The 23,522-nt window shown below is 65.1% G+C and carries 25 protein-coding genes; 10 read left to right on the top strand and 15 right to left on the bottom strand.

The features are described 5' to 3' along the window. The first annotated feature begins 2 nt into the window (after positions 1–2). Positions 3–1,190, top strand: coding sequence for a protein-glutamate methylesterase/protein-glutamine glutaminase (locus tag ACTEK7_RS23455; RefSeq protein WP_225147789.1), 1,188 nt, complete (start codon positions 3–5; stop codon positions 1,188–1,190). Further along, a complete protein-coding gene (locus tag ACTEK7_RS23450) occupies positions 1,187–2,059 on the top strand; it encodes a CheR family methyltransferase (RefSeq protein WP_225147788.1) in 873 nt (290 codons plus the stop codon). The genes ACTEK7_RS23455 and ACTEK7_RS23450 overlap by 4 nt, the downstream gene beginning before the upstream one ends. Positions 2,060–2,216: 157 nt before the next feature. Here ACTEK7_RS23450 and ACTEK7_RS23445 read toward each other — a convergent pair whose 3' ends face one another. The 4 genes from ACTEK7_RS23445 to ctrA all read right to left on the bottom strand — a co-directional run bounded on the left by ACTEK7_RS23445 (position 2,217) and on the right by ctrA (position 5,033). Beyond that, positions 2,217–3,377: a glutathionylspermidine synthase family protein gene (locus ACTEK7_RS23445; protein WP_225147787.1), complete on the bottom strand. Its 1,161-nt coding sequence runs from the start codon at positions 3,375–3,377 to the stop codon at positions 2,217–2,219. 3 nt (positions 3,378–3,380) lie between these two features. Beyond that, complete coding sequence (locus tag ACTEK7_RS23440; protein WP_074448088.1) at positions 3,381–3,761, bottom strand: hypothetical protein; 381 nt, start codon at positions 3,759–3,761, stop codon at positions 3,381–3,383. Between the two features lies 1 nt (position 3,762). Beyond that, complete coding sequence (locus ACTEK7_RS23435) at positions 3,763–4,167, bottom strand: DUF350 domain-containing protein (RefSeq protein ID WP_036011880.1); 405 nt, start codon at positions 4,165–4,167, stop codon at positions 3,763–3,765. 164 nt (positions 4,168–4,331) lie between these two features. Continuing rightward, on the bottom strand, positions 4,332–5,033 hold the full coding sequence (ctrA, locus tag ACTEK7_RS23430) for a response regulator transcription factor CtrA (protein WP_016848562.1): 702 nt from the start codon (positions 5,031–5,033) through the stop codon (positions 4,332–4,334). 448 nt (positions 5,034–5,481) lie between these two features. Here ctrA and fliI point away from each other — a divergent pair, with 448 nt between their 5' ends. The 6 genes from fliI (at position 5,482) to ACTEK7_RS23400 (ending at position 11,618) form a co-directional block, all read left to right on the top strand. After that, positions 5,482–6,807, top strand: a complete 1,326-nt coding sequence (gene fliI / locus ACTEK7_RS23425) for a flagellar protein export ATPase FliI (RefSeq protein ID WP_036011877.1) — start codon at positions 5,482–5,484, stop codon at positions 6,805–6,807. Positions 6,808–6,928: 121 nt separating this feature from the next. Next, positions 6,929–7,348 carry a flagellar export protein FliJ gene (gene fliJ / locus ACTEK7_RS23420; protein WP_025032035.1) on the top strand — a complete coding sequence of 140 codons (420 nt, stop codon included), beginning with the start codon at positions 6,929–6,931 and terminating at the stop codon, positions 7,346–7,348. Between the two features lie 177 nt (positions 7,349–7,525). After that, positions 7,526–8,071, top strand: a complete 546-nt coding sequence (locus tag ACTEK7_RS23415; protein ID WP_036026817.1) for a sigma-70 family RNA polymerase sigma factor — start codon at positions 7,526–7,528, stop codon at positions 8,069–8,071. A gap of 37 nt (positions 8,072–8,108) precedes the next feature. Further along, the gene (locus ACTEK7_RS23410; protein WP_225147786.1) at positions 8,109–9,170 is read left to right on the top strand and encodes an anti-sigma factor; all 1,062 of its coding nucleotides are present in this window, start codon (positions 8,109–8,111) and stop codon (positions 9,168–9,170) included. A gap of 151 nt (positions 9,171–9,321) precedes the next feature. Beyond that, entirely contained in the window at positions 9,322–10,281 is a 960-nt protein-coding gene (locus tag ACTEK7_RS23405) for a helix-turn-helix transcriptional regulator (RefSeq protein ID WP_225147785.1), read from the top strand. Between the two features lie 116 nt (positions 10,282–10,397). After that, positions 10,398–11,618, top strand: coding sequence for an NAD(P)/FAD-dependent oxidoreductase (locus ACTEK7_RS23400; RefSeq protein WP_225147784.1), 1,221 nt, complete (start codon positions 10,398–10,400; stop codon positions 11,616–11,618). Between the two features lie 279 nt (positions 11,619–11,897). On the opposite strand, the gene ACTEK7_RS23395 is transcribed toward ACTEK7_RS23400, so the two are convergent. The 8 genes from ACTEK7_RS23395 to ACTEK7_RS23360 form a co-directional block, all read right to left on the bottom strand. Further along, positions 11,898–12,098, bottom strand: coding sequence for a hypothetical protein (locus ACTEK7_RS23395; RefSeq protein WP_036011854.1), 201 nt, complete (start codon positions 12,096–12,098; stop codon positions 11,898–11,900). Between the two features lie 294 nt (positions 12,099–12,392). Further along, a complete protein-coding gene (flhA, locus tag ACTEK7_RS23390; RefSeq protein ID WP_036036007.1) occupies positions 12,393–14,534 on the bottom strand; it encodes a flagellar biosynthesis protein FlhA in 2,142 nt (713 codons plus the stop codon). 355 nt (positions 14,535–14,889) lie between these two features. Beyond that, a complete protein-coding gene (locus ACTEK7_RS23385; protein WP_057027389.1) occupies positions 14,890–15,192 on the bottom strand; it encodes a copper-binding protein in 303 nt (100 codons plus the stop codon). A 17-nt stretch (positions 15,193–15,209) separates the two neighbouring features. Then, the gene (locus ACTEK7_RS23380; RefSeq protein WP_036011860.1) at positions 15,210–15,665 is read right to left on the bottom strand and encodes a cupredoxin domain-containing protein; all 456 of its coding nucleotides are present in this window, start codon (positions 15,663–15,665) and stop codon (positions 15,210–15,212) included. A 32-nt stretch (positions 15,666–15,697) separates the two neighbouring features. After that, positions 15,698–17,032 carry a multicopper oxidase family protein gene (locus tag ACTEK7_RS23375; protein ID WP_225147783.1) on the bottom strand — a complete coding sequence of 445 codons (1,335 nt, stop codon included), beginning with the start codon at positions 17,030–17,032 and terminating at the stop codon, positions 15,698–15,700. A gap of 14 nt (positions 17,033–17,046) precedes the next feature. After that, a complete protein-coding gene (locus tag ACTEK7_RS23370) occupies positions 17,047–18,474 on the bottom strand; it encodes a TolC family protein (RefSeq protein WP_225147782.1) in 1,428 nt (475 codons plus the stop codon). 9 nt (positions 18,475–18,483) lie between these two features. After that, the gene (locus ACTEK7_RS23365) at positions 18,484–18,759 is read right to left on the bottom strand and encodes a hypothetical protein (RefSeq protein ID WP_225147781.1); all 276 of its coding nucleotides are present in this window, start codon (positions 18,757–18,759) and stop codon (positions 18,484–18,486) included. A gap of 76 nt (positions 18,760–18,835) precedes the next feature. Next, positions 18,836–19,282 carry a hypothetical protein gene (locus tag ACTEK7_RS23360; RefSeq protein WP_225147780.1) on the bottom strand — a complete coding sequence of 149 codons (447 nt, stop codon included), beginning with the start codon at positions 19,280–19,282 and terminating at the stop codon, positions 18,836–18,838. Positions 19,283–19,431: 149 nt separating this feature from the next. Between ACTEK7_RS23360 and ACTEK7_RS23355 the strand changes: the two genes are divergently transcribed. Then, complete coding sequence (locus ACTEK7_RS23355) at positions 19,432–20,697, top strand: MFS transporter (RefSeq protein WP_225147779.1); 1,266 nt, start codon at positions 19,432–19,434, stop codon at positions 20,695–20,697. On the opposite strand, the gene ACTEK7_RS23350 is transcribed toward ACTEK7_RS23355, so the two are convergent. Continuing rightward, on the bottom strand, positions 20,694–21,101 hold the full coding sequence (locus ACTEK7_RS23350) for a DUF4864 domain-containing protein (RefSeq protein WP_225147778.1): 408 nt from the start codon (positions 21,099–21,101) through the stop codon (positions 20,694–20,696). The genes ACTEK7_RS23355 and ACTEK7_RS23350 overlap by 4 nt on opposite strands. Before the next feature lie 227 nt (positions 21,102–21,328). Between ACTEK7_RS23350 and ACTEK7_RS23345 the strand changes: the two genes are divergently transcribed. Then, the gene (locus tag ACTEK7_RS23345; protein WP_051057095.1) at positions 21,329–21,706 is read left to right on the top strand and encodes a PRC-barrel domain-containing protein; all 378 of its coding nucleotides are present in this window, start codon (positions 21,329–21,331) and stop codon (positions 21,704–21,706) included. Between the two features lie 194 nt (positions 21,707–21,900). Here the strand turns inward: ACTEK7_RS23345 and ACTEK7_RS23340 are convergent, their stop codons facing one another. Then, on the bottom strand, positions 21,901–22,116 hold the full coding sequence (locus ACTEK7_RS23340) for a hypothetical protein (protein WP_036011828.1): 216 nt from the start codon (positions 22,114–22,116) through the stop codon (positions 21,901–21,903). A gap of 753 nt (positions 22,117–22,869) precedes the next feature. Continuing rightward, positions 22,870–23,502, bottom strand: coding sequence for a TetR/AcrR family transcriptional regulator (locus tag ACTEK7_RS23335; protein WP_225147777.1), 633 nt, complete (start codon positions 23,500–23,502; stop codon positions 22,870–22,872). Positions 23,503–23,522: the final 20 nt, after the last annotated feature.

Below are 23,522 nucleotides of genomic sequence, written 5' to 3'. Positions count from 1 at the left end.
TAATGAGTGTTGCGTTCGCAGGTAATTCGACCACGGGCACGTCGCGTGAAACCGGGCCGCTGCGGGTGATGATCGTCGACGACTCGGTCGTCATCCGCGGTCTGATCTCGCGCTGGATTGGTGCCGAGCACGACATGGAGGTCGCGGCCTCGCTGCGCACCGGGCTCGAGGCGGTCAACCAGCTCGACCGCATCAATCCCGATGTTGCCGTGCTCGACATCGAAATGCCCGAGCTCGATGGCCTCTCGGCGCTGCCGCAACTGCTCGCCAAGAAGCGCGATCTCGTCATCATCATGGCTTCCACCCTGACCCGCCGCAACGCGGAGATCAGCTTCAAGGCGTTGTCGCTCGGCGCAGCCGACTACATTCCCAAGCCGGAATCGACGCGTGAGGCGTCGGCCGCGGACATTTTCCATCACGACCTGATCCAGAAGATCCGCCATCTCGGCGCGCGGCTGCGTCGCAAGTCTGCGGTTGCGAGTCCGCCGCTGGCGCCGGCGAGCCCGGCTCCCGTCGCGCGCAGTCCTGTCGCGCGGCCTGCCGTGCCTGCGCCCGCTCCGGCCCCCTCGTCAGGCTCGGTGTCAACGCGTCCGTTCTCGACCCAGGCGCCCAAGGTGCTGTTGATCGGCTCCTCGACCGGCGGTCCTCAGGCGCTGATGTCGCTCGTCACCGAGCTCGGCGCCGTGATCGATCGCTTCCCGGTGCTGATCACCCAGCACATGCCGCCGACCTTCACCACCATCCTGGCCGAGCATCTGGCGCGCTCGAGCCGCCGGCCGGCGGCCGAGGCGGTCGACGGCGAGCCGGTCAAGCCGGGACGGATCTACCTCGCACCGGGCGGCAAGCACATGCGCGTCACGCGCAGCGGCGCCGATCCTGTGATCGCGCTCGACGACGGCCCCGCCGTCAATTTCTGCAAGCCTGCGGTCGATCCGCTCTTCACCTCCGCCATCGACGTCTGGCACGGCAACATCCTCTCGGTGATCCTGACCGGCATGGGCTCGGACGGCATGCGCGGCGGCAAGGACATCGTCGCGGCCGGCGGCAGCGTGATTGCGCAGGACGAAGCCTCCAGCGTGGTCTGGGGCATGCCCGGCGCGGCGGCCAATGCCGGCATCTGCGCGGCGATCCTGCCGCTCAACCAGATCGGCGCCAAGGTCAACCGCCTGTTCGCTGGAGACCGCTCGTGACGCCCGCAGATTACGACTATCTGCGCAAGTTCCTGAAAGAGCGCTCCGGTCTCGATCTCTCCGCCGACAAGCAATATCTGGTCGAGAGCCGGCTGCTGCCGCTCGCCCGCAAGGCAAGCGTTCCCGGCATCCCCGACCTCGTCCTGAAGATCAGGAACGGCGACAGCCGGCTTGCGACCGACGTGGTCGAAGCGATGACCACCAACGAGACGTTCTTCTACCGCGACAAGATTCCGTTCGATCACCTGCGCGACACCATCCTGCCGGGCCTGATCCAGGCGCGCGCGGCGCGCAAGTCGCTTCGCATCTGGTCGGCGGCCGCCTCGACCGGGCAGGAGCCCTATTCGATCGCGATGTGCGTGAAGGAGATGGGCGCGGCGCTCGCGGGGTGGCGCATCGAGATCGTCGCCACCGATCTGTCGCAGGAGGTGCTGGAGAAATCCAAGGCGGGCCTCTACAGCCAGTTCGAGGTGCAGCGCGGCCTGCCGATCCAGCATCTGGTGAAATACTTCACGCAGACCGGCGAGCTCTGGCAGCTCAACGCAGACATTCGCGCCATGGTGCAGTTCCGCCAGCTCAATCTGCTGCAGGACTTCTCCCATCTCGGCACGTTCGACGTGATCTTCTGCCGCAACGTGCTGATCTATTTCGACCAGGACACCAAGGCGGTGATTTTCGAGCGCATGGCGAAGGCCATGGAAGCCGACGGCACGCTGCTGCTGGGCGCTGCCGAATCCGTCGTCGGCATCACCGATGCATTCCGCCCGATCGCCGATCGCCGCGGCCTCTATCAGCTCAACCCCGCGCGCTCCGGCCGTCCGATGGGCGGATTGATGCCGCAGCCGCTGAAGGTCGCCGCGGCGAGATGAGTTCTCTTTGTCATTCCGGGGCCGCGCATAAGCGCGGAGCCCGGAATCCATAACCACAGGCCATCGAAATAGGCAGGCGGTTAGACCAGGGCCATTTCATCCGACTGTGGTTATGGATTCCGGGCTCGCGACTTTGTCGCGCCCCGGAATGACAAAATCACAAAATCGCATGCGGCAAGAACCGCGAGCGGTTGCCCGTGATCGGGCTCTCGTCCTCGCGGATCGATATCCCGCAGGGCTCGTGGTTCACCAGCCAGCTTCCGATCACCGGATAGCAGCCCGAAAAGTTCGGTAGCGGTGCCAGCGCCTGACGTACGAAACCTTCGGCGCCGTACGGCCCCGTCTGCTCGTCGAGCGGCATGCCGCCGGAGACCAGCGTGACATTGGCGCCTTCGCGCGACAGCAGCGGCTTGCGCACATAGGACGTGCCGAGCTCGGCGGCGCGCGGATCGTCCTCGAAGAAGGCCGGCAGCAGATTGGGATGGTTCGGAAACATCTCCCAGAGCAGCGGCAAGATGCCCTTGTTGGAGAGCACCGCCTTCCACGGCGGCTCGATCCAGCGCGTTGGCGCATCCTTCAGCTTTGCGCCGAAGGCGTCCTGGAACATCCATTCCCAGGGATAGAGCTTGAAGGCGAGCGCGATGTCGTTCTCGCCGAGATCGACGAAGCCGCCGGCCTCGTCGCGCCAGCCGACCTGCTCGATGTCGAGCAGCGTCGTCGAGAGTCCGGCCTGGCGCGCGGTGTCTTCGAGATAAGCGAGCGTGCCGGCGTCCTCTTCGTTGCCGGTGATCCCTGTGAGATGGACGTGACGGCTCCCAGCGATCTCCTTCCATGCCGCGATCAGCCGCTCGTGGATGGAGTTGAATTGGTCGGCACGCGAGGGGATGACACGGCGTTCGATCGCCTCTTCGAGCCAGGTCCATTGGAACACCGCGGCCTCGAAGATCGAGGTCGGCGTGTCCGCGTTGTATTCGAGCAGCTTTGCCGGCGACTTGCCGTCGAACCTCAGATCGAGCCGGCCGTAGAGGCTGCGGTCGTCGCGCTTCCAGCTCTCGACGATCAGGCCCCAGAACGCTTCCGGAATCTTCAGCCGTCGCAAGGAACGCTCGTCGCCGATGACGCGGCCGGCGAGTTCCAGGCACATCGCGTCGATCTCGCCGGTCGGCGCCTCGATGCCTCGCTCGATCTCCTCCAGCGTAAAGCCATAATAGGCGCGCTCGTCCCAATAGCGCTCGCCGTCGATGGTGTGGAAGACGAAGCCGCATCGTGCGGCGGTCTCCCGCCAGTCGTCGCGCTCGAGGCAGGTGATGCGCTGCATGGATCAGCCGCCGCCCGAGAAGCCGTGGCCGAACGAGCCGAAGCCGCCGCGGCTCACGCTGCTATGGCTGACATTGGACGACGTTCCCGACGAGGAATGGCTGGAGGAATCGCCGCTGAACAAGCTCGATCGCGACGACCAGCGCGAACTGCTGCCGCCCGACGAACTGCTGCTGCTCGTGCAGGTCGTGGTCGTCTGCCCCGGCACGGCGCCGGGCGTGGGCTCGCAGTTCTGCCGCGGCATCAAGGTATAGGCCGTGGTGCCGACGGCGATCGTGCCCATCACCAGCAGCGCGACGTGGCCGGAGCGCTTCACCGGCGGTCGCGGCGGCTCGGCGACTGGCCGGCGCTTGCCGAACTCCTTCTTGGCGGGTTTGTCGGCCATGTCAGTAGATCATGCTGGCGGCGTTCAGCAGGCCCGCGGCGAGCGAGGACAGGCCGAGCCAGATCGCCGGGGCAAGCTCGCCGTCATCGATGCGCCTCGACAAGTCCGGCACCGGAACCTTGACGAGATAGAACACGATGACCTGCACGATCAGCGCGATCGTCGCCCAGATCAGGCAGTCCAGCACGTTGGCCGAATGCGCGATGGCGCTGACCAGCGGCGCCACGAAGCCGAGCAGGCTGAGCCCAAGCGCGATCGCCGCGGCCGGCTGGTTGTCGCGAATGAGCTGGAATTCGTTATGCGCCGTGATGCGGGTGTAGACGAACAGATAGGCCACGATCACGATCAGCCCGGTGCAGAAATAGACCAGGAAGGCGGGCAGGCCGGCGAGTGATTGCAGGATCATCGTTCCCCCATCGTGCAGCGACCATTCGTCGGCAGGGGAAGGCTAGGGGTTCAAACGTTAAGCTTCCAATGAAGCGTCCCCCCAAAAACGAAAACCCCGCCATTTGCGGCGGGGTCCAGGCTGGGAGGAGCGAGCCTGACTGGGCTCGCGACGTAACCCAGGGATCAGGCGGGGATGCGCTCGTCGGCCTCGTGCGGCTCGCGCAGCACGTAGCCGCGGCCCCAGACGGTCTCGATGAAGTTGCGGCCCTCGGAGGCGTTGGCGAGCTTCTTGCGGAGCTTGCAAATGAAGACGTCGATGATCTTCAGTTCGGGCTCGTCCATGCCGCCATAGAGGTGGTTGAGGAACATTTCCTTGGTGAGGGTCGTGCCTTTGCGGAGCGAGAGCAGTTCCAGCATCTGATATTCCTTGCCGGTCAGATGCACGCGCTGGCCGCCGACTTCCACCGTCTTGGTGTCGAGGTTGACGACGAGGTCGCCGGTCTGGATGACCGACTGAGCATGGCCCTTGGAGCGGCGCACGATGGCGTGGATGCGGGCCACCAGCTCGTCCTTGTGGAAGGGCTTGGTCATGTAGTCGTCGGCGCCGACGCCGAGACCCTTGACCTTGTCCTCGATGCCGGCGAGGCCGGAGAGGATCAGAATCGGTGTCTTGATCTTGGAGACCCGGAGCTGCTTGAGCACATCGTAGCCGGACATGTCGGGCAGGTTGAGGTCGAGGAGAATAATGTCGTAATCGTATAGTTTACCGAGATCGACGCCTTCTTCCCCCAAATCGGTCGTGTAGACGTTGAAGCTCTCCGACTTCAGCATCAGCTCGATCGACTGCGCGACGGCGCTGTCATCTTCAATCAGCAAAACGCGCATGCCAGTTCCCCATAGTCGCCGCTCCTGGGCGTCAGGTCGGCCGCATTCGCGGCACTCAACAAAACGCCTTTGAACAACTGATTCGGATCCTGACAACAGATGGTTAACAAAGTCTGATTCTGGAACGCAAGTCCCCCCGGTGCAATTTTTGTCGAATCGCCCTAAGGTCTTGCGTACGAAGCAGCTTTCGTTACCCGATTCCGTTCAAGCTCCACTTTAAGAGACGGGCCTAACCGACTCCCGCGACTCAGCCTTCTTCTGAAGGGGAGGCACGCTCAGTCTCAAAGACAGTGACGCAATGATTAATGATGCGGGTAAACACGAAGTTAAGCGCCGTTCAGAAATATGGCGAAACTTAAGGTTTTCACCGTGATGTCCCGGGATCACCGAAGGCGACCATCTCATGAGGACCCTCATATGAAGGTGCGCTGCTGATGAAGGCCCCCCGATGAAGGCGCTGGCCGAACAGATCGGCGACATCGACGGCATCAACATCTATGGCCGCGTGGTCGGCGTTCGCGGTCTGATGGTCGAGGTGGCCGGCCCTATCCACGCGATGTCGGTCGGCGCGCGGCTGGTGATCGAGACCGGCGCCAACCGCACCATTCCGTGCGAGGTGATCGGCTTCTCCGGCAACAATGCCGTGGTGATGCCGTTCGCCGGCCTCGAGGGCGTGCGCCGCGGCTGCAAGGCGGTCATCGCCAATGCCGCCAACCAGGTGAGGCCGTCCGCGGCCTGGCTGGGACGCGTCGTCAATGCGCTGGGCGAGCCGATCGACGGCAAGGGGCCGCTGCCGCAGGGCTCTTCGCCGATGCCGTTCCGCAATACGCCGCCGCCCGCCCATTCGCGCAAGCGCGTCGGCAGCCCGCTCGACCTCGGCGTGCGCGCCATGAACACCTTCCTCACCTGCTGCCGCGGTCAGCGCATGGGCATCTTCGCAGGCTCCGGCGTCGGCAAGTCGGTGCTGCTGTCGATGCTGGCGCGCAACGTCGATGCCGATGTCAGTGTCATCGGGCTGATCGGCGAACGCGGCCGCGAGGTGCAGGAATTCCTGCAGGACGATCTCGGCGAGGAGGGCCTTGCGCGCTCAGTCGTGGTGGTCGCGACCTCCGACGAGCCGGCCCTGATGCGCCGCCAGGCGGCCTACCTCACGCTCGCGGTCGCCGAATATTTTCGCGACGAGGACAAGGACGTGCTCTGCCTGATGGACTCGGTGACGCGCTTTGCGATGGCCCAGCGCGAGATCGGCCTGTCTGCCGGCGAGCCGCCGACGGCCAAGGGTTACACGCCGACCGTCTTCACCGAGTTGCCGAAGCTGCTGGAGCGTGCCGGGCCGGGATTGGGCGAGGGCGCCATCACCGCGATCTTCACGGTGCTGGTCGACGGCGACGACCATAACGAGCCGATCGCCGATGCCGTCCGCGGCATCCTCGACGGCCACATCGTGATGCAGCGCTCGATCGCCGAGCGCGGCCGCTATCCCGCGATCAACATTCTCAAATCCGTCTCGCGCACGATGCCGAAATCGGCCGATCCGCAGTTCTGGCCGGTGATCCAGCGGGCGCGCCAGGTGATGGCGACCTATGCCGACATGGAGGAATTGATCCGTCTCGGCGCCTACCGCGCCGGCTCCAGTCCCGAGGTCGACGAGGCCATCCGCCTCAACGAGCCGCTGGAAGCCTTCCTGCGCCAGCGCAAGGACGAAAAGGCATCGCTCGCGGAGGGCTATCGCCAATTGGCGCAAATCCTCGGCAATTTGGAAACGGAACGCTAACTTTGTCCGGTCATCATCCGATCCCACAGAGTAGCAGAGCCGGTCTGGGCCCCCTTCGGGCCCGTGGGGTGACCGGTATCGTCCCACGTGCAGCGGGGGGACTTCTGGGGAGTACGAGTCGATGAAGTCACGAGATACCCTCATCCGCCTGAAGAAGTTTCAGGTCGACGAGAAGCGCCGCCGGGTCACCCAGATCGAGACCATGATCGCCGACTTCCAGCGCATGTCGGTCGATCTCGAACGCGAGATCCAGACCGAGCAGGAGCGCGCCGGGATCAACGATCCCTCGCACTTCGCCTACCCGACCTACGCCAAAGCCGCGATCCAGCGCCGCGAGAACCTGACCCGCTCGGCCGACGAACTCAAGGGCCAGCTCGAGGAAGCCAAGGCCGCACTGGCCGAGGCCTTCGAGGAGCTGAAAAAGGTCGAGCTGCTCGACGAGCGCGACCAGGCCCGCGAGCGTGCCGAGGAGAACGCCCGCGAGCAGGCCGACCTCGACAGCATCGGCCTGATGCGTGCCCGCATCGGCGCCGTCGCCTGAGCCGCTAGCGCCAACCATCCAGAAATTCCAAAACCCGGACCCACAAGGTCCGGGTTTTCGCATGTGCTGTCCACAGTGTGGCGCCGCGCCCCTTGGTGGTCCGCTTGGCTGCGCGCTATGGTGGTGCGGTGCCGGGGTCTGCGCGGAACGCGACGGCCCGCGTGTTGGGGGGGCTGAATGCTGACGCCAGCGGAGCTGGTCGGGTTGATTGAGGCGGTGGCGAAGGGCGATCAGGCCGCGTTCGAGCGCCTCTACGCCGCCACGCGCGCGAAACTCTATGGCGTCGTGCTCCGTATCTTGCGCAGGCAGGATCTCGCGGAGGAGGTCATTCAGGAGACTTACGTCAAGATCTGGAACAGCGCGGGCCAGTTCAATCCCGCCCTGTCCTCGCCGATCACGTGGATGGCCTCGATCGCCCGCAACCGCGCCATCGACATCGTCCGCAAGAAGTCGGAAGCCTCCATCGAGGAAGAGCCTCAGGCGATGGAAGTCGCGGCCGAAAGTCCCGATCCGCTGGCCCGCCGCGAGATGACCGAGGAGCTGAAGCGGCTCCTGGAATGCATCGGCCGGCTCGAGCCGGACCGTCAGAGGCTCGTGCTGCTCGCCTATTACAACGGCTGGAGCCGCGAGCAATTGGCGGAGAAGTTTTCAGCGCCGGTCAACACGGTGAAGACGTGGCTGCGGCGCAGCATGCTGGATATCCGGGAGTGCCTCGGACTGTGATCGCTTGGATGATGAGGGTGGTTCTGGACTGCAATTGATGGCCTACACGGAGGACCATATCGCGCTCGCCGCGGAATATGCGCTCGGGACGCTCGGCGCCGACGAGCGCGCGCAGGTCGACACCATGATGGCGGTGGACCCGGCGTTCGCCGAGATCGTGCAGGCCTGGGCCTATCGGCTCGGCGTGCTCAACCAGATGGTCGGCTCGGTCGAGCCGCGTCCGATCGTGTGGGAGAACATCAGGGCGGAGATCGCGCGCACGACCGCCGCGCAGGAGCCGCCTGCGCCTGCCGAAGCTTCGCCGCCACCACAGCCGCCTGTGCCCGAGACGCCCTCGCTGGCAGCTGCGGAATCTCCGCCCGAGAGCTCGCAGTCGGCTGAGGTGCAGCAGCCCGAAGCCGCGGCGCCTGAGGCGCCGCGTCCCGAGTTTGATGCTGTTCCGGAGATCGCGCCGCAATTCATCCCGCAAGTCCATGCGCCGGATGCCAACGTCGTCCGTACGCCGCAGGCGCCGGTGGTCGACGACAGCAATGTGATTCGTCTCGAGAGACGGGTGAAGCGCTGGCGCACCATCGCTTCCGCCATTGGCGCGCTCGCGGCCGCGCTGCTCGTAACGCTGTCGCTGCAGATCTTGCTGCCCGACGCGCTGCCGGGCGCTTTGCGTCCCCCGCCGCGCATCCAGACGGTCGAGGTGAAGACGCCGGCCGCGCCGCTCGCCGCTTCCGCGCAATATGTCGCGCTGCTGCAGGGCCAGGGCGGCGGTCCCGCCTTCATCCTCACCATCGATGGCGCGACGCGGAATTTCACGGTGCGGAAGGTCGGCGCGACGCCGGAGCCCGGCAAGAGCTTCGAGCTCTGGCTGATCTCGGACAAGCTGCCGCGCCCGCGCTCGCTCGGCGTGATCGGCGCCGGCGATTTCACCGCGCGTCCACTGCTCGCCTCCTACGATGCCGAGGTCGTCAATAGCGCGACCTTCGCCGTCACCATCGAGCAGGCGGGCGGCTCGCCGAACGGCCAGCCGACCTCCGCCCCGGTGTTTTCCGGCAAGCTGATCGAGACCGTGCCGCCGGCCCAACCGCAGGCGCCCGCGCAAAAATAGGTGCCACGGCGACTGTCGCCACGGTCCATCCCGCTGTCGCAGCCCGACAAGTGCTCCCGAATCCGCCCTCGATTTGAACCTCGCCTCGGTCCACGGCGTCAAATTCCCGGAATTTGAACGCGATTGATGCCGGAAAGGGCGAGAAAATCAGATGGATGCAGCGAGAACGTCGGGCATCTTCCTTCACCAATATGCAGGCCTGCCGCACGGTCCGGCCTTCGAGCATTGGCGCGAGCGGGCCGTCGGTCGCTGCGGCCTCGATATCGGGCCGAGCCATGGCGACAGCATCGATTGCCGGCTGCAAATCAGCGTCGTCGACAACATCACGCTCGCCATTCCGGAAGGCGCCTCGGCGCAATATTCCCGCACGCAGAGCCACCTTGCCGACGGCAGCGACGATCTCGTCCTGATCGCGGCCCACGCAGGGCTCGTCCGCGTCGGGCAAAACGGCCACACCGTCGAGCTCACGCCCGCCCAGATGGTGCTCGTCGACATGAGCGTGACCGGGACCGTCGGCCACACCGAGGCCGACCGCTTCACCAGCATTCGCATGCCGCGCCGTGCGCTGCTCGACATCAATCCACGCGCCGAGGACAAGCTCTCGCAGGTGCTCGTCGACGGCGCGGTCGCCGAGACCATCTTCCGCTACCACGCGCTCGCCGCCAATCACGCGCCGCATCTCGATGCGGTCGGCCAGCGCCTGACCGCGCAGCACATGGTCGATCTCGTCGGTCTCCTGCTCGGCACCGATGCCGAGCACGCAAGCCGCGCCCGCGGCCGCGGGCAGGCGGCGGCGCGCCTCGATCTCATGCGCGCCGACGTCATGGCCGCACTCGGCCGTAACGATCTCTGCCTCGCCGAAGTTGCGACGCGCTCGGGCCTGAGCCCGCGCCAGGCCCAGCGCCTGTTCGAGCAGGCCGGCACGACCTTCACCGAATTCGTGCTGGAGCAGCGCCTGCTCCACGCGCGCAAGCTGCTCGGCGATCCCCGCGCCAGGATGCGCAAGATCAGCGACATCGCGCATTCCTCCGGCTTCTCCGATCTGTCCTACTTCAACCGCGCCTTCCGCAAGCGCTTCGGCACGACGCCGTCTGAGCTGCGCGAGGCGTAAATCGCGATTTTGTGCAGCGGCGCGGACGCCGCCGCATTTGGTCGGCGCCTGTTGTTGCGCTAGTCTGTCTCCGCGGGCAGGCCGCAGGTTTCCTCGGGAAAGTGCAGTAGGCGGAGATGGCGCGTATCGTCGTGCTCGGCGCCGGGTTTGCGGGGTTGTGGGCGGCCATCGGCGCCGCGCGCAAGCGCGAGGAGATCGGTGCGAGCGATCGCGACATCGAGATCCGTCTCGTCGACCGCAATCCCTATCACAATATCCGCGTGCGCAATTACGAGGCCGATCTCGCCGAGGTCGCGCTTCCGCTTCCGCAACTGCTCGATCCGATCGGCGTCAGCCACGGCCTTGGCGAGGTCGAGGCGATCGATCCGGCCCGGCGCGAAATCTCGCTCGTCACCAGCGCCGGCAAGGAGACGCTGCACTATGACCGCCTCGTGCTGGCGCTCGGCAGCGCGGTGATGCGCCCCGATATTCCCGGCCTGGCCGCACACGCCTTCGACGTCGACACCTATGCCGCGGCGCTCCGCCTTGAAGATCATCTGGTTTCGCTCGGACGCAGCGCGCCGTCTCCGGGCCATTCAACGGTGGTCGTGGTCGGCGCCGGCTTCACCGGCATCGAAGTCGCAGCTGAGATGCCGGACCGGTTGGCGCGCGCAGGGATCACCGGCAGCCGCCGCATCATCCTGGTCGATCCCAATCCGAGCGTCGGCGCCAGCATCGGCGCGAACGCGCGCCCGGTGATCGAGACGGCCCTGGCTTCGCTCGACATCGAGACGCGGCTCGGCGTGCGTGTCGCCGCGATCGAGGCCGCGGGCATGCGCCTGAGCTCGGGCGAATTCATTCCGTCGCAGACGGTGATCTGGTGCGCGGGCATGCGGGCAAGCCCTTTGGCGGCGAGCTTTCCGGGCGGGCGCGATTCCCTCGGGCGCCTCCTCGTCGATCCCTTCATGCGCGTGGCCGATGTCGGCGGCGTGTTCGCGGCCGGCGATGTCGCCTCGAGCGTGATCGACGGGCTGCATCCGACGGTGATGTCCTGCCAGTTCGCCCGTCCCATGGGCCGCTTCGCCGGCCACAACGTGGTCGCCGATCTCGTCGGCCTGCCCATGCTGCCGCTGCGGATCGACTGGTACGTCACCGTGCTCGACCTCGGCGGCTGGGGCGCGCTCTATACCGAAGGATGGAATCGCGAGGTCCGTGCCACCGGCGCGGCGGCAAAGGCGACCAAACAGACCATCAACCGCAAGCGCATCTATCCGCCGCTCTCGGGGCACAAGGACGAGCTGTTCGCGGCGGCCGCGCCGACCGTGCAGGCGCCGCCGCCGACGTATGGGGGAAGGTAGTTGGCAGGCAGGGCCGTGCCGCTTGCTCCGTCATTGCGAGCGCAGCGAAGCAATCCAGAGTCTTTCCGCGGAGGCAGTCTGGATTGCTTCGCTGCGCTCGCAATGACGAATTGGACGCGCGTGCGCTCGCAATGACGAGATACCAGAAATGGGAAAGCGCCCGTGGGGGGCGGGCGCTTTCTGTAGTCGACTTGGGGTTGGGGTCGTCTACATATCCACGTGGCGACTTTGGGGGGCTGGTAAAGAGCCGCGTGAATTCACAAAACTCGTCAGATCTCCTTAGCGAACGAGGGACGCGTTCGAACTGGTGACAACGACCGGCTTGCCGGCCTTGATGACGCGGGCGGTCTGGGTCAGGCCTTCATCCGAACCCGAGCGTGCCGTAATGCCGAGGCCAGCCACCGCGATCCCTGCGACGAGGGCGACGACCACGATTTTCAAATGGGTCGCGCGATCTGCGCTGTAGATCGAGTGGTTCATGGAAGCCTCCTGCCGCCATCTACCCGAAGTAGTCGCCGGCCATTTGAGGCAGGTTCATGCTTCCGGTGCCCATCAACCTAGTATCGGGGGGATTCGTTCCCAAGGGGCCATCACAAGGGCGTGATATGACGTGATAGATCGCGATCAAAGGCGACCCTTGATCGTTCTTTTACATAATTATTTCAAAGCTGTAATGAGCCTAGTGCCGGGTTTTTGAGGCCTTGGTCGACAAGGCGCCAGGAACTCAAAAACCATTTGCCTGTGGCTGAAAAACACACGGCTTCTTAAGGCAAATCAGATGCTTCCGACGGTTTTCAGCCTCGCCCTGGGGTGGATTTCGGCCTGAGACAGCACGGTGGTCTGGGCCCGGAACCGTTCCACCAGGGAGCGCACGAAGGGCCGAATGGAAGCGGAGGTGACCAGCACCGGCGCCTCGCCTTCGCGGGCGGCGCGCTCGAAGGCCTCGCGCACGGCAGTCATGAATTCCGAGAGTTTCGAGGGCTGCATGGCAAGGCTCCGCTCCTCGCCCTGGCCGATGATGGATTCGGCAAAAGCCTGCTCCCATTTCGCCGACAGTGCGATCAGCGGCAGATAGCCGGCGTAAGAGGTGTTCTGCGCGCAGATCTGCCGCGCCAGCCGCGCGCGGACGTGCTCGACCATGGTCGCAGGGTTGCGCGAGAAGGCGAGCGAATCCGCGATGCCTTCGAGGATGGTGGAGAGGTCGCGGATCGAGATGCGCTCGGCGAGCAGCAGCTGCAGCACGCGCTGGATGCCGGAGACCGTGACCTGGCCCGGGACGATGTCCTTGACCAGCTCGCTCTGCTCCTTCGGCAGCTCCTTGAGCAGCTTCTGCACCTCGCCGTAGGACAACAGGTCCGACATGTTGGCCTTGAGCAGCTCGGTGAGATGGGTCGAGAGCACGGTCGCGGCGTCGACGACCGTGTAGCCCTTGAGCGAGGCCTCTTCCTTGAGGCTGGCATCGACCCAGGTTGCGGGCAGGCCGAAGGTCGGCTCGGTGGTGTGGATGCCGGGCACCTGCACCTGGCTGCCGCCGGGATCCATGACCATGAACTGGTTCGGCCAGATCTTGCCGGTGCCGGCGTCGACCTCCTTGATCTTGATGATGTAGGTGTTGGCCTCGAGCTGGACGTTGTCGAGGATGCGCACCGCCGGCATCACGAAGCCCATCTCGATCGCGAGCGAGCGGCGCAGCGCCTTGATCTGCTCGGTGAGGCGGTCGGTGCCGTCGGGGCCGTTGACCAGCGGCAGCAGGGCGTAGCCGAGCTCGATCTTGAGGTCGTCGATCTTGAGCGCGGCCGAGATCGGCTCTTCGGTCGCGGCAGCGCCTGGCGCACCCGGCGTTCCCGGCGCGGGCGCCGCATGAACGGCTGCTTCGGCCTTGGCCGCCACCCGATTGCGGTTGCGGGCGTTCCAGGCCAGCGCGCCGGCGCCGGCGCCGAGCGCGAGGAAGGGCAGGGTCGGAATGCCCGGCAGCGCCGCCAGCACCAGCATCACCGCCGAGGACATCGCCAGCGCCTGCGGATAGCCGGAGAACTGCTTCATCAGCGCCTTGTCGGCCGCGCCGGAGACGCCGGCCTTGGAGACGAGCAGGCCGGCCGCGGTCGAGACGATCAGCGCCGGCACCTGGGTGACGAGGCCGTCACCGACGGTCAGCAGCGTGTAGGTACGGCCGGCGTCGGCGAAGGACATGCCCTGCTGCGCGACGCCGATGATGATGCCGCCGACGACGTTGATGAACACGACCAGGAGGCCGGCGATGGCGTCGCCCCGGACGAACTTGGAGGCGCCGTCCATGGCGCCGAAGAAGCCGCTCTCGTCCTCGAGCTCCTTGCGCCGCTCCTTGGCGACCTTCTCGTCGATCAGGCCGGCGCCGAGGTCGGCGTCGATCGCCATCTGCTTGCCGGGCATGGCGTCGAGGTGGAAGCGGGCGGCGACTTCGGCGATGCGGCCCGAGCCCTTGGTGATGACGACGAAATTGACGATGATCAGGATGGCGAAGACGATGATGCCGATGACGAAGTTGCCGCCCATCACGAAGTTGCCGAAGGCCTCGATGACGTGACCGGCGGCGGCCGTGCCCTCGTGCCCGTGCGACAGGATCAGCCGGGTTGAGGCCATGTTGAGCGAGAGCCGCAGCATAGTCGAGATCAGGAGGACGGTCGGGAAGGCCGAGAACTCCAGCGGCGTCTGGATGAACAGCGACGTCATCAGGATCAGGATCGAGAGCGTGATCGAGATCGCCAGGAACACGTCCAGCACGATCGCGGGCAGCGGCAGGATCAGCACCACCAGGATGGTGAGAACGCCGAGCGCCAGCGCGATGTCGCCGCGCTTGAGGACGGTGACGATGTCATTGAGGGAAGGGATCGAGGGCCTTGCGCTGCCTACGCCCTGTCCTGCCGTGACGTCGACCATGGTAGCTGCCTCCCCGCGCGACTGCCGTCCGCGCGCCCCAAACGTCTGCGCGGCGGCCGACGGGCCGCCGTTCCGAAAGTGAGGCACCGCACTGGCGTCCACGGGAGCTCCCGTTCTAAACGCGGCCGACGACACTCGACTTCACCCGGCAATTCTTGCCGGGTGTATGGTTAGCAAAGGGTTAACGGAGGGGGTGGGAGGAGCTCAGACCGGGATGTTTCGGGGGCGGGTTGTCATTCCGGGGCGATGCGGAGCATCGAGCCCGGAATCCATCGGGCCGCAGGCATGGTGGTGAAATGGATTCCGGGCTCGCGCCAAGAGGCGCGCCCCGGAATGACGGGCAGGCGAGGCTGCCCTACTTCGCCTTCTGCATCTTGGTCACCGTGTAGCCCGACGCCGCTTCCTCGGCCTCGAAGGTGATCTTGTCGCCGACCTTCACCTGCTTGAGCATGGCGGGATCCTTGACCCGATAGACCATGGTCATGGGGTCCTCCATGCCGAGGCTCTTCGCCGGTCCGTGCTTGAGCGTGATCTTGCCGGCGCCTTCGTCGATCTTCTTCACCTCGCCGCTGATCGCCGCGCCTTCGGCGGCGAGGGTTGCAGTCGCAAGGCCGACGGTCAGCGCCAGCGCCGAAGCGATACGGATGATGCGGTTCATGTGGATCTCCTTTCGCGTTACTTCACGGTGACCTGGCCGACCATGCCGTACTCGCGATGGTCGGGAATGAGGCACGAATATTCGAAGGTGCCGCGCTTGCTGAACTTCCAGAGGATCTCGGTCGTCTTCTTTGGGGCAAGCCGCGCCGCATTAGGCTCGTCGTGCTCCATGTGCGGATGCTTCTTCATCTGGTCCGCATGCGCGAGGTTCTCCTTGGTCGTGGCCAGCAGGAATTCGTGGTCCTCCTTGCCGACATTGCGCAGCACGAATCGGATCTGCTCTCCGCGCTTTACCTCGATTTTCGCGGGCGTGTAGTCCATCTCGTTCATCAGGATCTCGATGGTGCGCGCGGGCTTCTTGGGATCGCCGGGCTCGCCGGCTGAATAGTTTCCGTGCCCGTGCTTGTCGTGCGCAAAGGCTGGCGCGGTGGAAAGCGCAGCCAGCGCGAGGGCGAGCCTGATCGTGGTCTTCATCGTGGTCTCCGGTTGGTGGTTCATCGAAACGCTCACATCTTGTGCTTCATCGGCGGACTGCCGGATTTCTGCCGCGCTGGCTCCGGGGTGGGTGCGGCGACTTCGTAGGCGACAGTGCCTTTCGGGAATTTGTACGGACCGGGATCGCGGTAATCGTCGCGCGCGAGGTCCTCGCGGATCTTCATCACCGTGAACATACCGCCCATCTCGATCGGCCCGAACTGGCCGGTGCCGGTCATCATCGGCAGCGTGTTGTCGGGAGCAGGCATCTCCATGTTGCCCATCGCCATGCCGGTCGAGCCCATGGCCATGCCGTCGGGCGCGAGCTTGCCGACGGCCTTGGCGAGGTCCTTGCGCGACACGCCGATCAGGTTGCGCACGTCGTGTCCCATCGAATTCATGGTGTGGTGCGACTTGTGGCAATGGAACGCCCAGTCGCCGGGATTGTCGGCGAGCACGTCGAACACCCTGATGGCGCCGACCGGGACGTCGGTGGTCGTCTCCGGGATCTGCGCGCTCTCTTGAATCCAGCCGCCATCGGTGCAGGTCACCGCAAAGCTGTGGCCATGCAAATGGATCGGATGGTTGGTCATGCTGAGATTGCCGATACGCACGCGTACCTTGTCGCCGAGCCTGACCGGCAAGGGATCGATGCCGGGAAAGACCCGCGCGTTCCAGGTCCACATGTTGAAGTCCGTCATCTCGTTGACGTGCGGCAGATAGGTGCCGGGGTCGACGCGATAGGTGCTCATCACGAACACGAAGTCGCGGTCGACGGCGCGGAAGTTCGGGTCGCGCGGATGCACGATGAACATGCCCATCATGCCCATCGCCATCTGCACCATTTCGTCGGAATGCGGGTGGTACATGAAGGTCCCGCTCTTCTTCATCTCGAATTCGTAGACGAAGGTCTTGCCCGGCTGGATGTGCGGCTGGTTCAGCCCGCCGACGCCGTCCATGCCGCTCGGGATGATCATGCCGTGCCAGTGCACGGTGGTGTATTCGGGCAGTCTGTTGGTGACGAAGATGCGGACCTTGTCGCCCTCGACGGCCTCGATGGTCGGGCCCGGCGATTGCCCGTTGTAGCCCCACAAATTCACCTTCATGCCCTCGGCGAACTCGCGAACCACCGGCTCGGCGACGAGATGGAATTCCTTCCAGTCGCCGTTCATGCGGAACGGCAGCGACCAGCCGTTCAGCGTGACCACGGGGCGATAATCCGGGCCGCTGGTCGGATGCAGCGGCGGCTGCATCACCACCTTGTCCATGGTGGGGGCTTCCGGGATAGACGCGGCCTGGACGCGGCCTTGAATGGCCGATGCGCCGACAAGCGCGGCGGTCCCTAAAAATCCTCGGCGAGAAAACATCTTGGCCTCCGTCTTTAGTGGCCGCCGCCTTCGGCAGGAGCTGCCGCGGCAACGGTGGTTGGATTGTCGGCGCCGCCGGCGGGCAGACCGCCGCCGTTGACCGCGGTCTGCAGATCGGCCTGGGCGAGGAAGAATCTCTGCCTGGCGTCGATCGCGCCGCGCAGCGCCGCGAGGCGCTGCCGCGCTTCGGTGAGCAGCGCGAAGATGTCGACCTGCATGCTGGAGAAGCGCAGCTGCATCTCCTCGGTGATGATCTTTCGCAACGGGATGATCTCGCGCTGGTAGTGGCCGGCGATGTCGTAAGTGGAGCGGTAGACGCGATAGGCGTCGCGCGCCTCGGAGCGCACATTAACGGCCCGCTCGGTCAGGCGATTGAACGCGAGGTTGTAGGTCTCGGCGGCCTGGCGCACGCGCACCTCGCCGCCGTCGAAGATCGGAATCTGGAACTGCAGGTCGAAGCCGCGCTCGCGGAACGGCGGCCCTTCCGGATCCTGGGTGCGGCGGGAGATGCCGGCGATATCGAGCAGCGTCACAAAGCGCGTCGCCTCGGTGAGGTTCAGCGCCTTCGCCAGCGCGGCCAGCTCCAGCCGCGCGACCTGCAGGTCGAGGCGATGCGCGACTGCATCGGCCTCGATCGTGGGGAGGGCCAGCGGCCGGCGCGGCAACGGCGGCAGCTGATTGGGCAGGCGGAAGTCGAGACCGTCGTCCCACAGCCCCATCAGGCGCGCCAGCCTTTCGCGCGCGCTCGCAGCCATCTGCCGCGCGGTGGCGAGGTCGGCGGTGGTCTCGGCATAGAACACCTGCTCGCGGGCCTGGTCGAGCTTGTTGAGCGAGCCGGTCTCGCCGAGCTTGAGCGCGAGCTGTGCGGTCGATTCCGCCGTCGCCTTCGCGTCGGTCAGCAGCCCCACCATCTCGTTGGCGGCAACCGCACGGACATAGGCGCGGCGCACGTCCGAGGCGAGCCGCAGCGTCGCCAGCGCGGCGCGCAGCTGCGCTCCGCGGAAGCGTTCCCGAGCGATCTCGGACCGGAACGGCAGGGTGGCGAGCGCGAGGATGTCGCCGACCACTTGGCGCTCGATCTCGCTGGCGCCATTGCCGGTGATGCGAGAGACTGCGAACACCGGATTGGCCGGCAGGCTCTGCTCGACCAGGTCGGTCTCCGCCAGCGCCAGCTCGTTGTAGGCGGCCTGCAGTCCCTTGTTGTTGAGCAGTGCGATCTGCACGGCGGCGTCGACGCTGAGCGTGCGCGAGAGCAGCTGGCGGACGCGGGCATCGACTGCGGCGGCACCCTCGGCCGAGCGCACGAAGGCGACGTCCTTGTTGATGGCCTGGCTCGTCAGATCCGAGACCGCGCTCATGCCGCTGTCGGGCGAGAACGCGGCGCAGCCGGAAAGTCCGAGCGCCGCGAGCACGAGCAGGCCTCGCGTAAAATGCTGTGACATGGCGCGCTCCTACCGCTCTTGCTTCGGCTGCGGCGTCACCGCCTCGTTGCGGCCGCGCCAGGGTGCCGGCGTCGCTGGCCGCAGGCTGGTATAGGGCGCGATGGTCGAGCGATAGGTTACGGGGGCCATCTTCGCCGCCGGATCGGCCGGATCCGCGCTGGCCATGTGCGTCGTTGCCGGCATGCAGCCGGACAGGGCACCCAAGGCCAGCAGCAGCCAAATGAAACGTGAGTGTCGATCACCCACCGCAGATGCGGCAGATTTCGCCCCGGAAAGCGCAACCATGTCTTAATTCCTGATCTGGAGACCACAGGTTCGCGCGCGCAGAAGCGCGCATCGAAACCGACGCCGTCGTGTCAGATCAGGCGATGGGGGGACGGTAGTGCTGGGGCGGCGCGGCGCTGTGCAGGCTGGGCACGATCTCGGGCGCACAGGTCGATATCGGCCGGACCGGCATGGCGACGCTGGGCAGATCGGCCGGCAGCGCGCTGACGCACATCATCGCACAGCAGGGGCCCACTGTTCCCTTGCCGTCATGATGATTCGGAGCTGGCGCGTCCTTTGCGGCGGTCTGGGAAGAGGTGCCCGCATGCTCGTGCGGAACGTCGCCATGGCTCGCAGCCATACCATGGCTCGCAGCCATGTGATGATGCGCCGGAACGAGGTCAGCCAAGGCCTCGTCGCCAAGGCAGGGCGCAGCACTGCCCCAGGCGAGGCTCGCGGCCGGCGCGAGCACGCAGAACAGATAGGCGAGGGCGATGATCCGCCCCGCCCTGATCCGCGCCGATCGCGTCAATCGCATTAACATCCCGCTGATAGGCTCCTCGCGCGGCAATGTTGCACACGCTTGTTGCAAACTAATGGCAAAAGACGCATTCGCCAAGACCTTATTACCGCAGCGCACCGCGCATGCCCAATATCGCGGCAAGCTGCTTGACCATACGGCGATCCGCGAACATGGTCCTGCCCGTGCACGCGCCAAATCATCCAGGACAAACACCTGACGCCTTCACCCCTGACTCCCGTCAGGCCTGGGTGCGGCTCGTCCTTGCCCTCGTGATCGGCTCGATTGGCGCCGTCGGCATGTGGGCCGTCGTGGTCGTGATTCCGATCGTGCAGGCCGAATTCGCTGCCACGCGCGGCGCGGTGTCGCTGGCCTTCACCCTCATGATGTTCGGCTTCGGGCTCGGCGGCGTGATCGCCGGCAAGATCACCGACCGGTTCGGCATCGTGCCGGCGATGGCGATCAGCATCGCCTTCCTCGGCATTGCCAATGTGCTCGCCGGCCTGTCGGGCCAGCTCTGGCAGTTCGTGGCGGCTTATTTCTTCATCGGGCTCGGCACCTCCGCGACCTTTGCGCCGCTGATGGCCGAAGCCTCGCATTGGTTCGAACGCTATCGCGGACTGGCGGTGACCATTGTCGCCAGCGGCAATTATGTCGCCGGCGCGATGTGGCCGCCGATCGTGAGCTGGGGCACGCAGGAGATCGGCTGGCGCTATACCCATATCGGCATCGGCATCGTCTGCGCCGGCCTGATGACGGTGCTGGTGCTGATCCTGCGCGCACAGATGGGCCGCGACACGGTTCACGATCATGCCAACGCACCGCCGCCCCGGGTCGATCTCAGGCTGTCGACGAACACGCTGACCGTGCTGCTCTCGATTGCCAGCATCTCCTGCTGCGTGGCGATGGCGATGCCGCAGGTGCACATCGTCGCCTATTGCGGCGATCTCGGTTATGGCGTCGCGCGCGGCGCCGAGATGCTGTCCTTGATGATGGGCTGCGGCATCGTCAGCCGGATCGGCTCGGGCTACCTCGCCGACAAGATCGGCGGCATCTACACGCTCCTGGTGGGATCGCTGGCGCAGGGCTTTGCGCTGGTGTTCTATCTGTTCTTCGACAGCCTGACCTCGCTCTATCTGATCTCCGCGATGTTCGGCCTGTTCCAGGGCGGCATCGTGCCGAGCTATGCCATCATCGTGCGCGAGGCGATGCCGGCGAGCGAGGCCGCGACCCGCGTCGGCATCGTGATCTTTGCGTCCGTGTTCGGCATGTCCTTCGGCGGCTGGGTGTCCGGCGTCATCTTCGATGCCACCGGCTCGTATGCCGCAGCGTTCGCCAACGGCGTCGCCTGGAATGCGCTGAACATCGGCATCGTCGTGCTGCTCTTGATCCGCGCGCGGACGGGCTCGGTCAAGACCGGCCCGGGCTTTGCCACCTAAACGGCCTGTCCCGCCTTCAGCAGCGAGCAGCCGGTGATCTTGTAGCTGCCGTCGCCCTGCTGCTCGAGCGTGTAGAGCGCCTCCCAGGCCTCGCCATTGGCATCGATGATATGGACGCGCTGGGCGATCCAGCCGCCATCGCTCTTGCTCTCGCCAAATTCGAAACTCTTGTGACGATAGACCGGCGCGTAGCCGTTCTGCACCATGGACATGAAGATGTCGGGTGCGGGAAAGATCTCCTTGATCGCCGGTGCAGCATAGGAATAAGCGGCCGTCGCATCGTCGCGAACGAAGGCCTGCTCCTGGGCGCGGATGATGCTCTGGGCCGCCGCGACATCGCCGGCAAACGCCGAAACGTGATGACAGGCAACAATGAGAGCGACCAGCAAGGCTGCGATGCGCATGACAGGCTCCGCGTTGAGTATCCCGGCGGAGGCGATGCTAGCACATCTGCGGCGCCAGGGCGTGCACTCAGAAATCACGCGCTGGGCTTGGATGCTCCAGATGCCCACTCATCCGGGACAGCGACACAAAGAGCAGGCAGTTGCGACATGTTCTCCTTAGTTTGACAGGAACGGCTCCGCGATGGCCGAGTTAAGCCGGCAAAACCACCTTACCAAGGAGCAAAGTCATGGCCCGTGCAACAGCCCATCCGGATCATCACTGCATCTCAAGCGAGGACATTGAGGGTACCGAGGTCTATGGAGCAGATGGGACGAATATCGGCGAGATTGATCACCTCATCATCGACAAGGTGTCAGGCCGCGTGGCTTATGCGGTCATGAGCTTTGGTGGATTTGTGGGCTTGGGTCACAGCCACTACCCCATTCCCTGGGGCGCTCTGACATATGACACGTCGCTTGCCGGCTTTCGAACCAATATCACCGAGCAACAGCTGAGGGATGCGCCTGAGTTCAGCGATGACTCCTGGGAAGATCGAGACTGGGAAACGCGAACTCACCGGTATTATGGAACGCCAACCTACTGGGAAGGGCGAGGCGGCCTATAACGCCAGCGGCGCGTCAGGACAGCTGAACTGACGGCGGCACAAACATCAGAGGTCGTGCAAGTCGCCGATCGGCCAGAAGCTGATTCCTGCGTCGCGTTGAAATGGCGCTACCCTGTTTAGTGCCGATGGCGAGATCATACTGCGCCAGAGTTGGCGTTTTGATCGAAGGGATGTTCGAAAGCACGGGCCGAGAGCTACGGTATCAGCTCTCTCAAAATGTGATCGCGGTGCGCGAGGTGCCGCGCCAGTGTCAGCCGAAATGTTTCGCCGATAGCGCGAGCCAAGCTCGTGTCGTGCCCCGAAAGCTCAAGGTCCGCAATTCGAACCTCCTGCTCGGAAAGGTGTCGGTCGGCCAGTGAAATGTGCTCTTCGGCTTCCGCCAGATGGCGAAGCGCCATGGCGCGATCCATTTGTCGCTCCCATGCATAGATGCAGGCGGGAGCACGATTGGTCTCTCAGCCACCGACGCCTACGGCACGGCCTTGGCCGGTGATGACAGGCAAGTTATCTCAGCAAACTCGGCGCAGCAATCCTTTGAAGTTGCTCTAATCAGAGCGGTTACGGATCTGCGACAGGTCGGTTCGCGCTCCAGCAAGTCCTGCTGCACGGCCATGGCTCGCCATTGCCGGGCGGCTTCGCGCAGGCTATGGCCACCACGTTGTCGCGCGTTAGGTCAGCAAGCTTTTCGCATCCATCGGCTCGCTCTAGCATCTGGTCTGGCCAGCATTGTCTAATCCGGTTTTCCGATGAGGCCGATATGCCTGCCACGGCCCGGAAGTGCATTCAGGTGTGTTAATGAAGCCTTTACGTTCTTGGAAACGGCTCGCGGCTTGAACGCTGCGCCACCCTGGTCAACTTTGTTTCGTCCTCATTCGGAAACGGCTCTTGAGTCTTACGGCCTAGAAACGTATCCGGCTTTGGACAGCGTTGAAGCACCTCGGTCGCCTCCGCCACGACCTCGCGGGCACGTTGAAGCGCCAGACGATCCTGTCTGAGCGAATTGGTGAGCCGGGGCAAATTGAGAACTGGCGCCATGCCTGAACCTGCCATGTCGCAAGTCGAAGCGATGTATCAAATGATCCTTTAAATCGGATTAGGTGACAACAGTTCCATGTTTAGCGAAGTCCGCTCGGGGTCAGCGGCTCCCATCGGCAAGCTCCAGCCTAGCGCTTTCGCTTCGTCGCAGGCTTTGTCGTCATCGACGAGCGGGCCTTGCCGGGCGGCGGCACGCGCAAGCCGTCGACGAACACGTCGAGCAGGCGCAGCGCCGTCTCTTGCCAGCCGGGCTGGTCGTGCACGTAGCACATGCCGAAGAAGGCGCGCAGCAGATCCTCCGGGCTGATGTCGGCGCGCATCTCGCCGGCTGCGATGGCGCGGTCCAGCAGCGAGCCGATCGCCTTGGTCAGACGCTCGAAGGAGAAAGCATGCAGCTCCGACCCGCTCTGCACCGCGAGCGCGAGCGCTGCCATCATCCCCTTCTTGGTCGCAACAAACTCGACCCCTGATCGCAGCCAGCGCCGCAGCGCCTCGACCGGATCCTTGGCATTCTTCAATTGCTCGGCCAGCTCGCTGAGCTGCTCGACCTCGCGGCGGTACACCGCCTCGAACAAGGCCTCGCGCGTCGGAAAATGCCGATACAGCGTGCCGATGCCGACGCCGGCCCGCTTCGCCACCGCTTCCAGGCTCGCCTCCGAACCGCCGGCGCTGAACACCAGCTTCGCCGCTTCGAGCACGCGCTCGCGATTGCGCACGGCGTCCGCGCGGGGCTTTCGGGTCTGATCGGTGTGGTCGTCCATGGCGCGCAATGTAGATCACG

This window comes from Bradyrhizobium sp. JHI2711, assembly GCF_056156565.1.
This window is presented reverse-complemented; position numbering and strand designations above follow the sequence as displayed.

Coding starts and splice junctions, on each gene's coding strand:
- ACTEK7_RS23455 (WP_225147789.1), top strand. CDS start 3: ATGAGTGTTGCGTTCGCAGGTAATTCGACCACGGGCACGTCGCGTGAA.
- ACTEK7_RS23445 (WP_225147787.1), bottom strand. CDS start 3,377: ATGCAGCGCATCACCTGCCTCGAGCGCGACGACTGGCGGGAGACCGCC.
- ACTEK7_RS23440 (WP_074448088.1), bottom strand. CDS start 3,761: ATGGCCGACAAACCCGCCAAGAAGGAGTTCGGCAAGCGCCGGCCAGTC.
- ACTEK7_RS23435 (WP_036011880.1), bottom strand. CDS start 4,167: ATGATCCTGCAATCACTCGCCGGCCTGCCCGCCTTCCTGGTCTATTTC.
- ctrA (WP_016848562.1), bottom strand. CDS start 5,033: ATGCGCGTTTTGCTGATTGAAGATGACAGCGCCGTCGCGCAGTCGATC.
- fliI (WP_036011877.1), top strand. CDS start 5,482: ATGAAGGCGCTGGCCGAACAGATCGGCGACATCGACGGCATCAACATC.
- fliJ (WP_025032035.1), top strand. CDS start 6,929: ATGAAGTCACGAGATACCCTCATCCGCCTGAAGAAGTTTCAGGTCGAC.
- ACTEK7_RS23415 (WP_036026817.1), top strand. CDS start 7,526: ATGCTGACGCCAGCGGAGCTGGTCGGGTTGATTGAGGCGGTGGCGAAG.
- ACTEK7_RS23410 (WP_225147786.1), top strand. CDS start 8,109: ATGGCCTACACGGAGGACCATATCGCGCTCGCCGCGGAATATGCGCTC.
- ACTEK7_RS23405 (WP_225147785.1), top strand. CDS start 9,322: ATGGATGCAGCGAGAACGTCGGGCATCTTCCTTCACCAATATGCAGGC.
- ACTEK7_RS23400 (WP_225147784.1), top strand. CDS start 10,398: ATGGCGCGTATCGTCGTGCTCGGCGCCGGGTTTGCGGGGTTGTGGGCG.
- ACTEK7_RS23395 (WP_036011854.1), bottom strand. CDS start 12,098: ATGAACCACTCGATCTACAGCGCAGATCGCGCGACCCATTTGAAAATC.
- flhA (WP_036036007.1), bottom strand. CDS start 14,534: ATGGTCGACGTCACGGCAGGACAGGGCGTAGGCAGCGCAAGGCCCTCG.
- ACTEK7_RS23385 (WP_057027389.1), bottom strand. CDS start 15,192: ATGAACCGCATCATCCGTATCGCTTCGGCGCTGGCGCTGACCGTCGGC.
- ACTEK7_RS23380 (WP_036011860.1), bottom strand. CDS start 15,665: ATGAAGACCACGATCAGGCTCGCCCTCGCGCTGGCTGCGCTTTCCACC.
- ACTEK7_RS23375 (WP_225147783.1), bottom strand. CDS start 17,032: ATGTTTTCTCGCCGAGGATTTTTAGGGACCGCCGCGCTTGTCGGCGCA.
- ACTEK7_RS23370 (WP_225147782.1), bottom strand. CDS start 18,474: ATGTCACAGCATTTTACGCGAGGCCTGCTCGTGCTCGCGGCGCTCGGA.
- ACTEK7_RS23365 (WP_225147781.1), bottom strand. CDS start 18,759: ATGGTTGCGCTTTCCGGGGCGAAATCTGCCGCATCTGCGGTGGGTGAT.
- ACTEK7_RS23360 (WP_225147780.1), bottom strand. CDS start 19,282: ATGTTAATGCGATTGACGCGATCGGCGCGGATCAGGGCGGGGCGGATC.
- ACTEK7_RS23355 (WP_225147779.1), top strand. CDS start 19,432: ATGGTCCTGCCCGTGCACGCGCCAAATCATCCAGGACAAACACCTGAC.
- ACTEK7_RS23350 (WP_225147778.1), bottom strand. CDS start 21,101: ATGCGCATCGCAGCCTTGCTGGTCGCTCTCATTGTTGCCTGTCATCAC.
- ACTEK7_RS23345 (WP_051057095.1), top strand. CDS start 21,329: ATGGCCCGTGCAACAGCCCATCCGGATCATCACTGCATCTCAAGCGAG.
- ACTEK7_RS23340 (WP_036011828.1), bottom strand. CDS start 22,116: ATGGATCGCGCCATGGCGCTTCGCCATCTGGCGGAAGCCGAAGAGCAC.
- ACTEK7_RS23335 (WP_225147777.1), bottom strand. CDS start 23,502: ATGGACGACCACACCGATCAGACCCGAAAGCCCCGCGCGGACGCCGTG.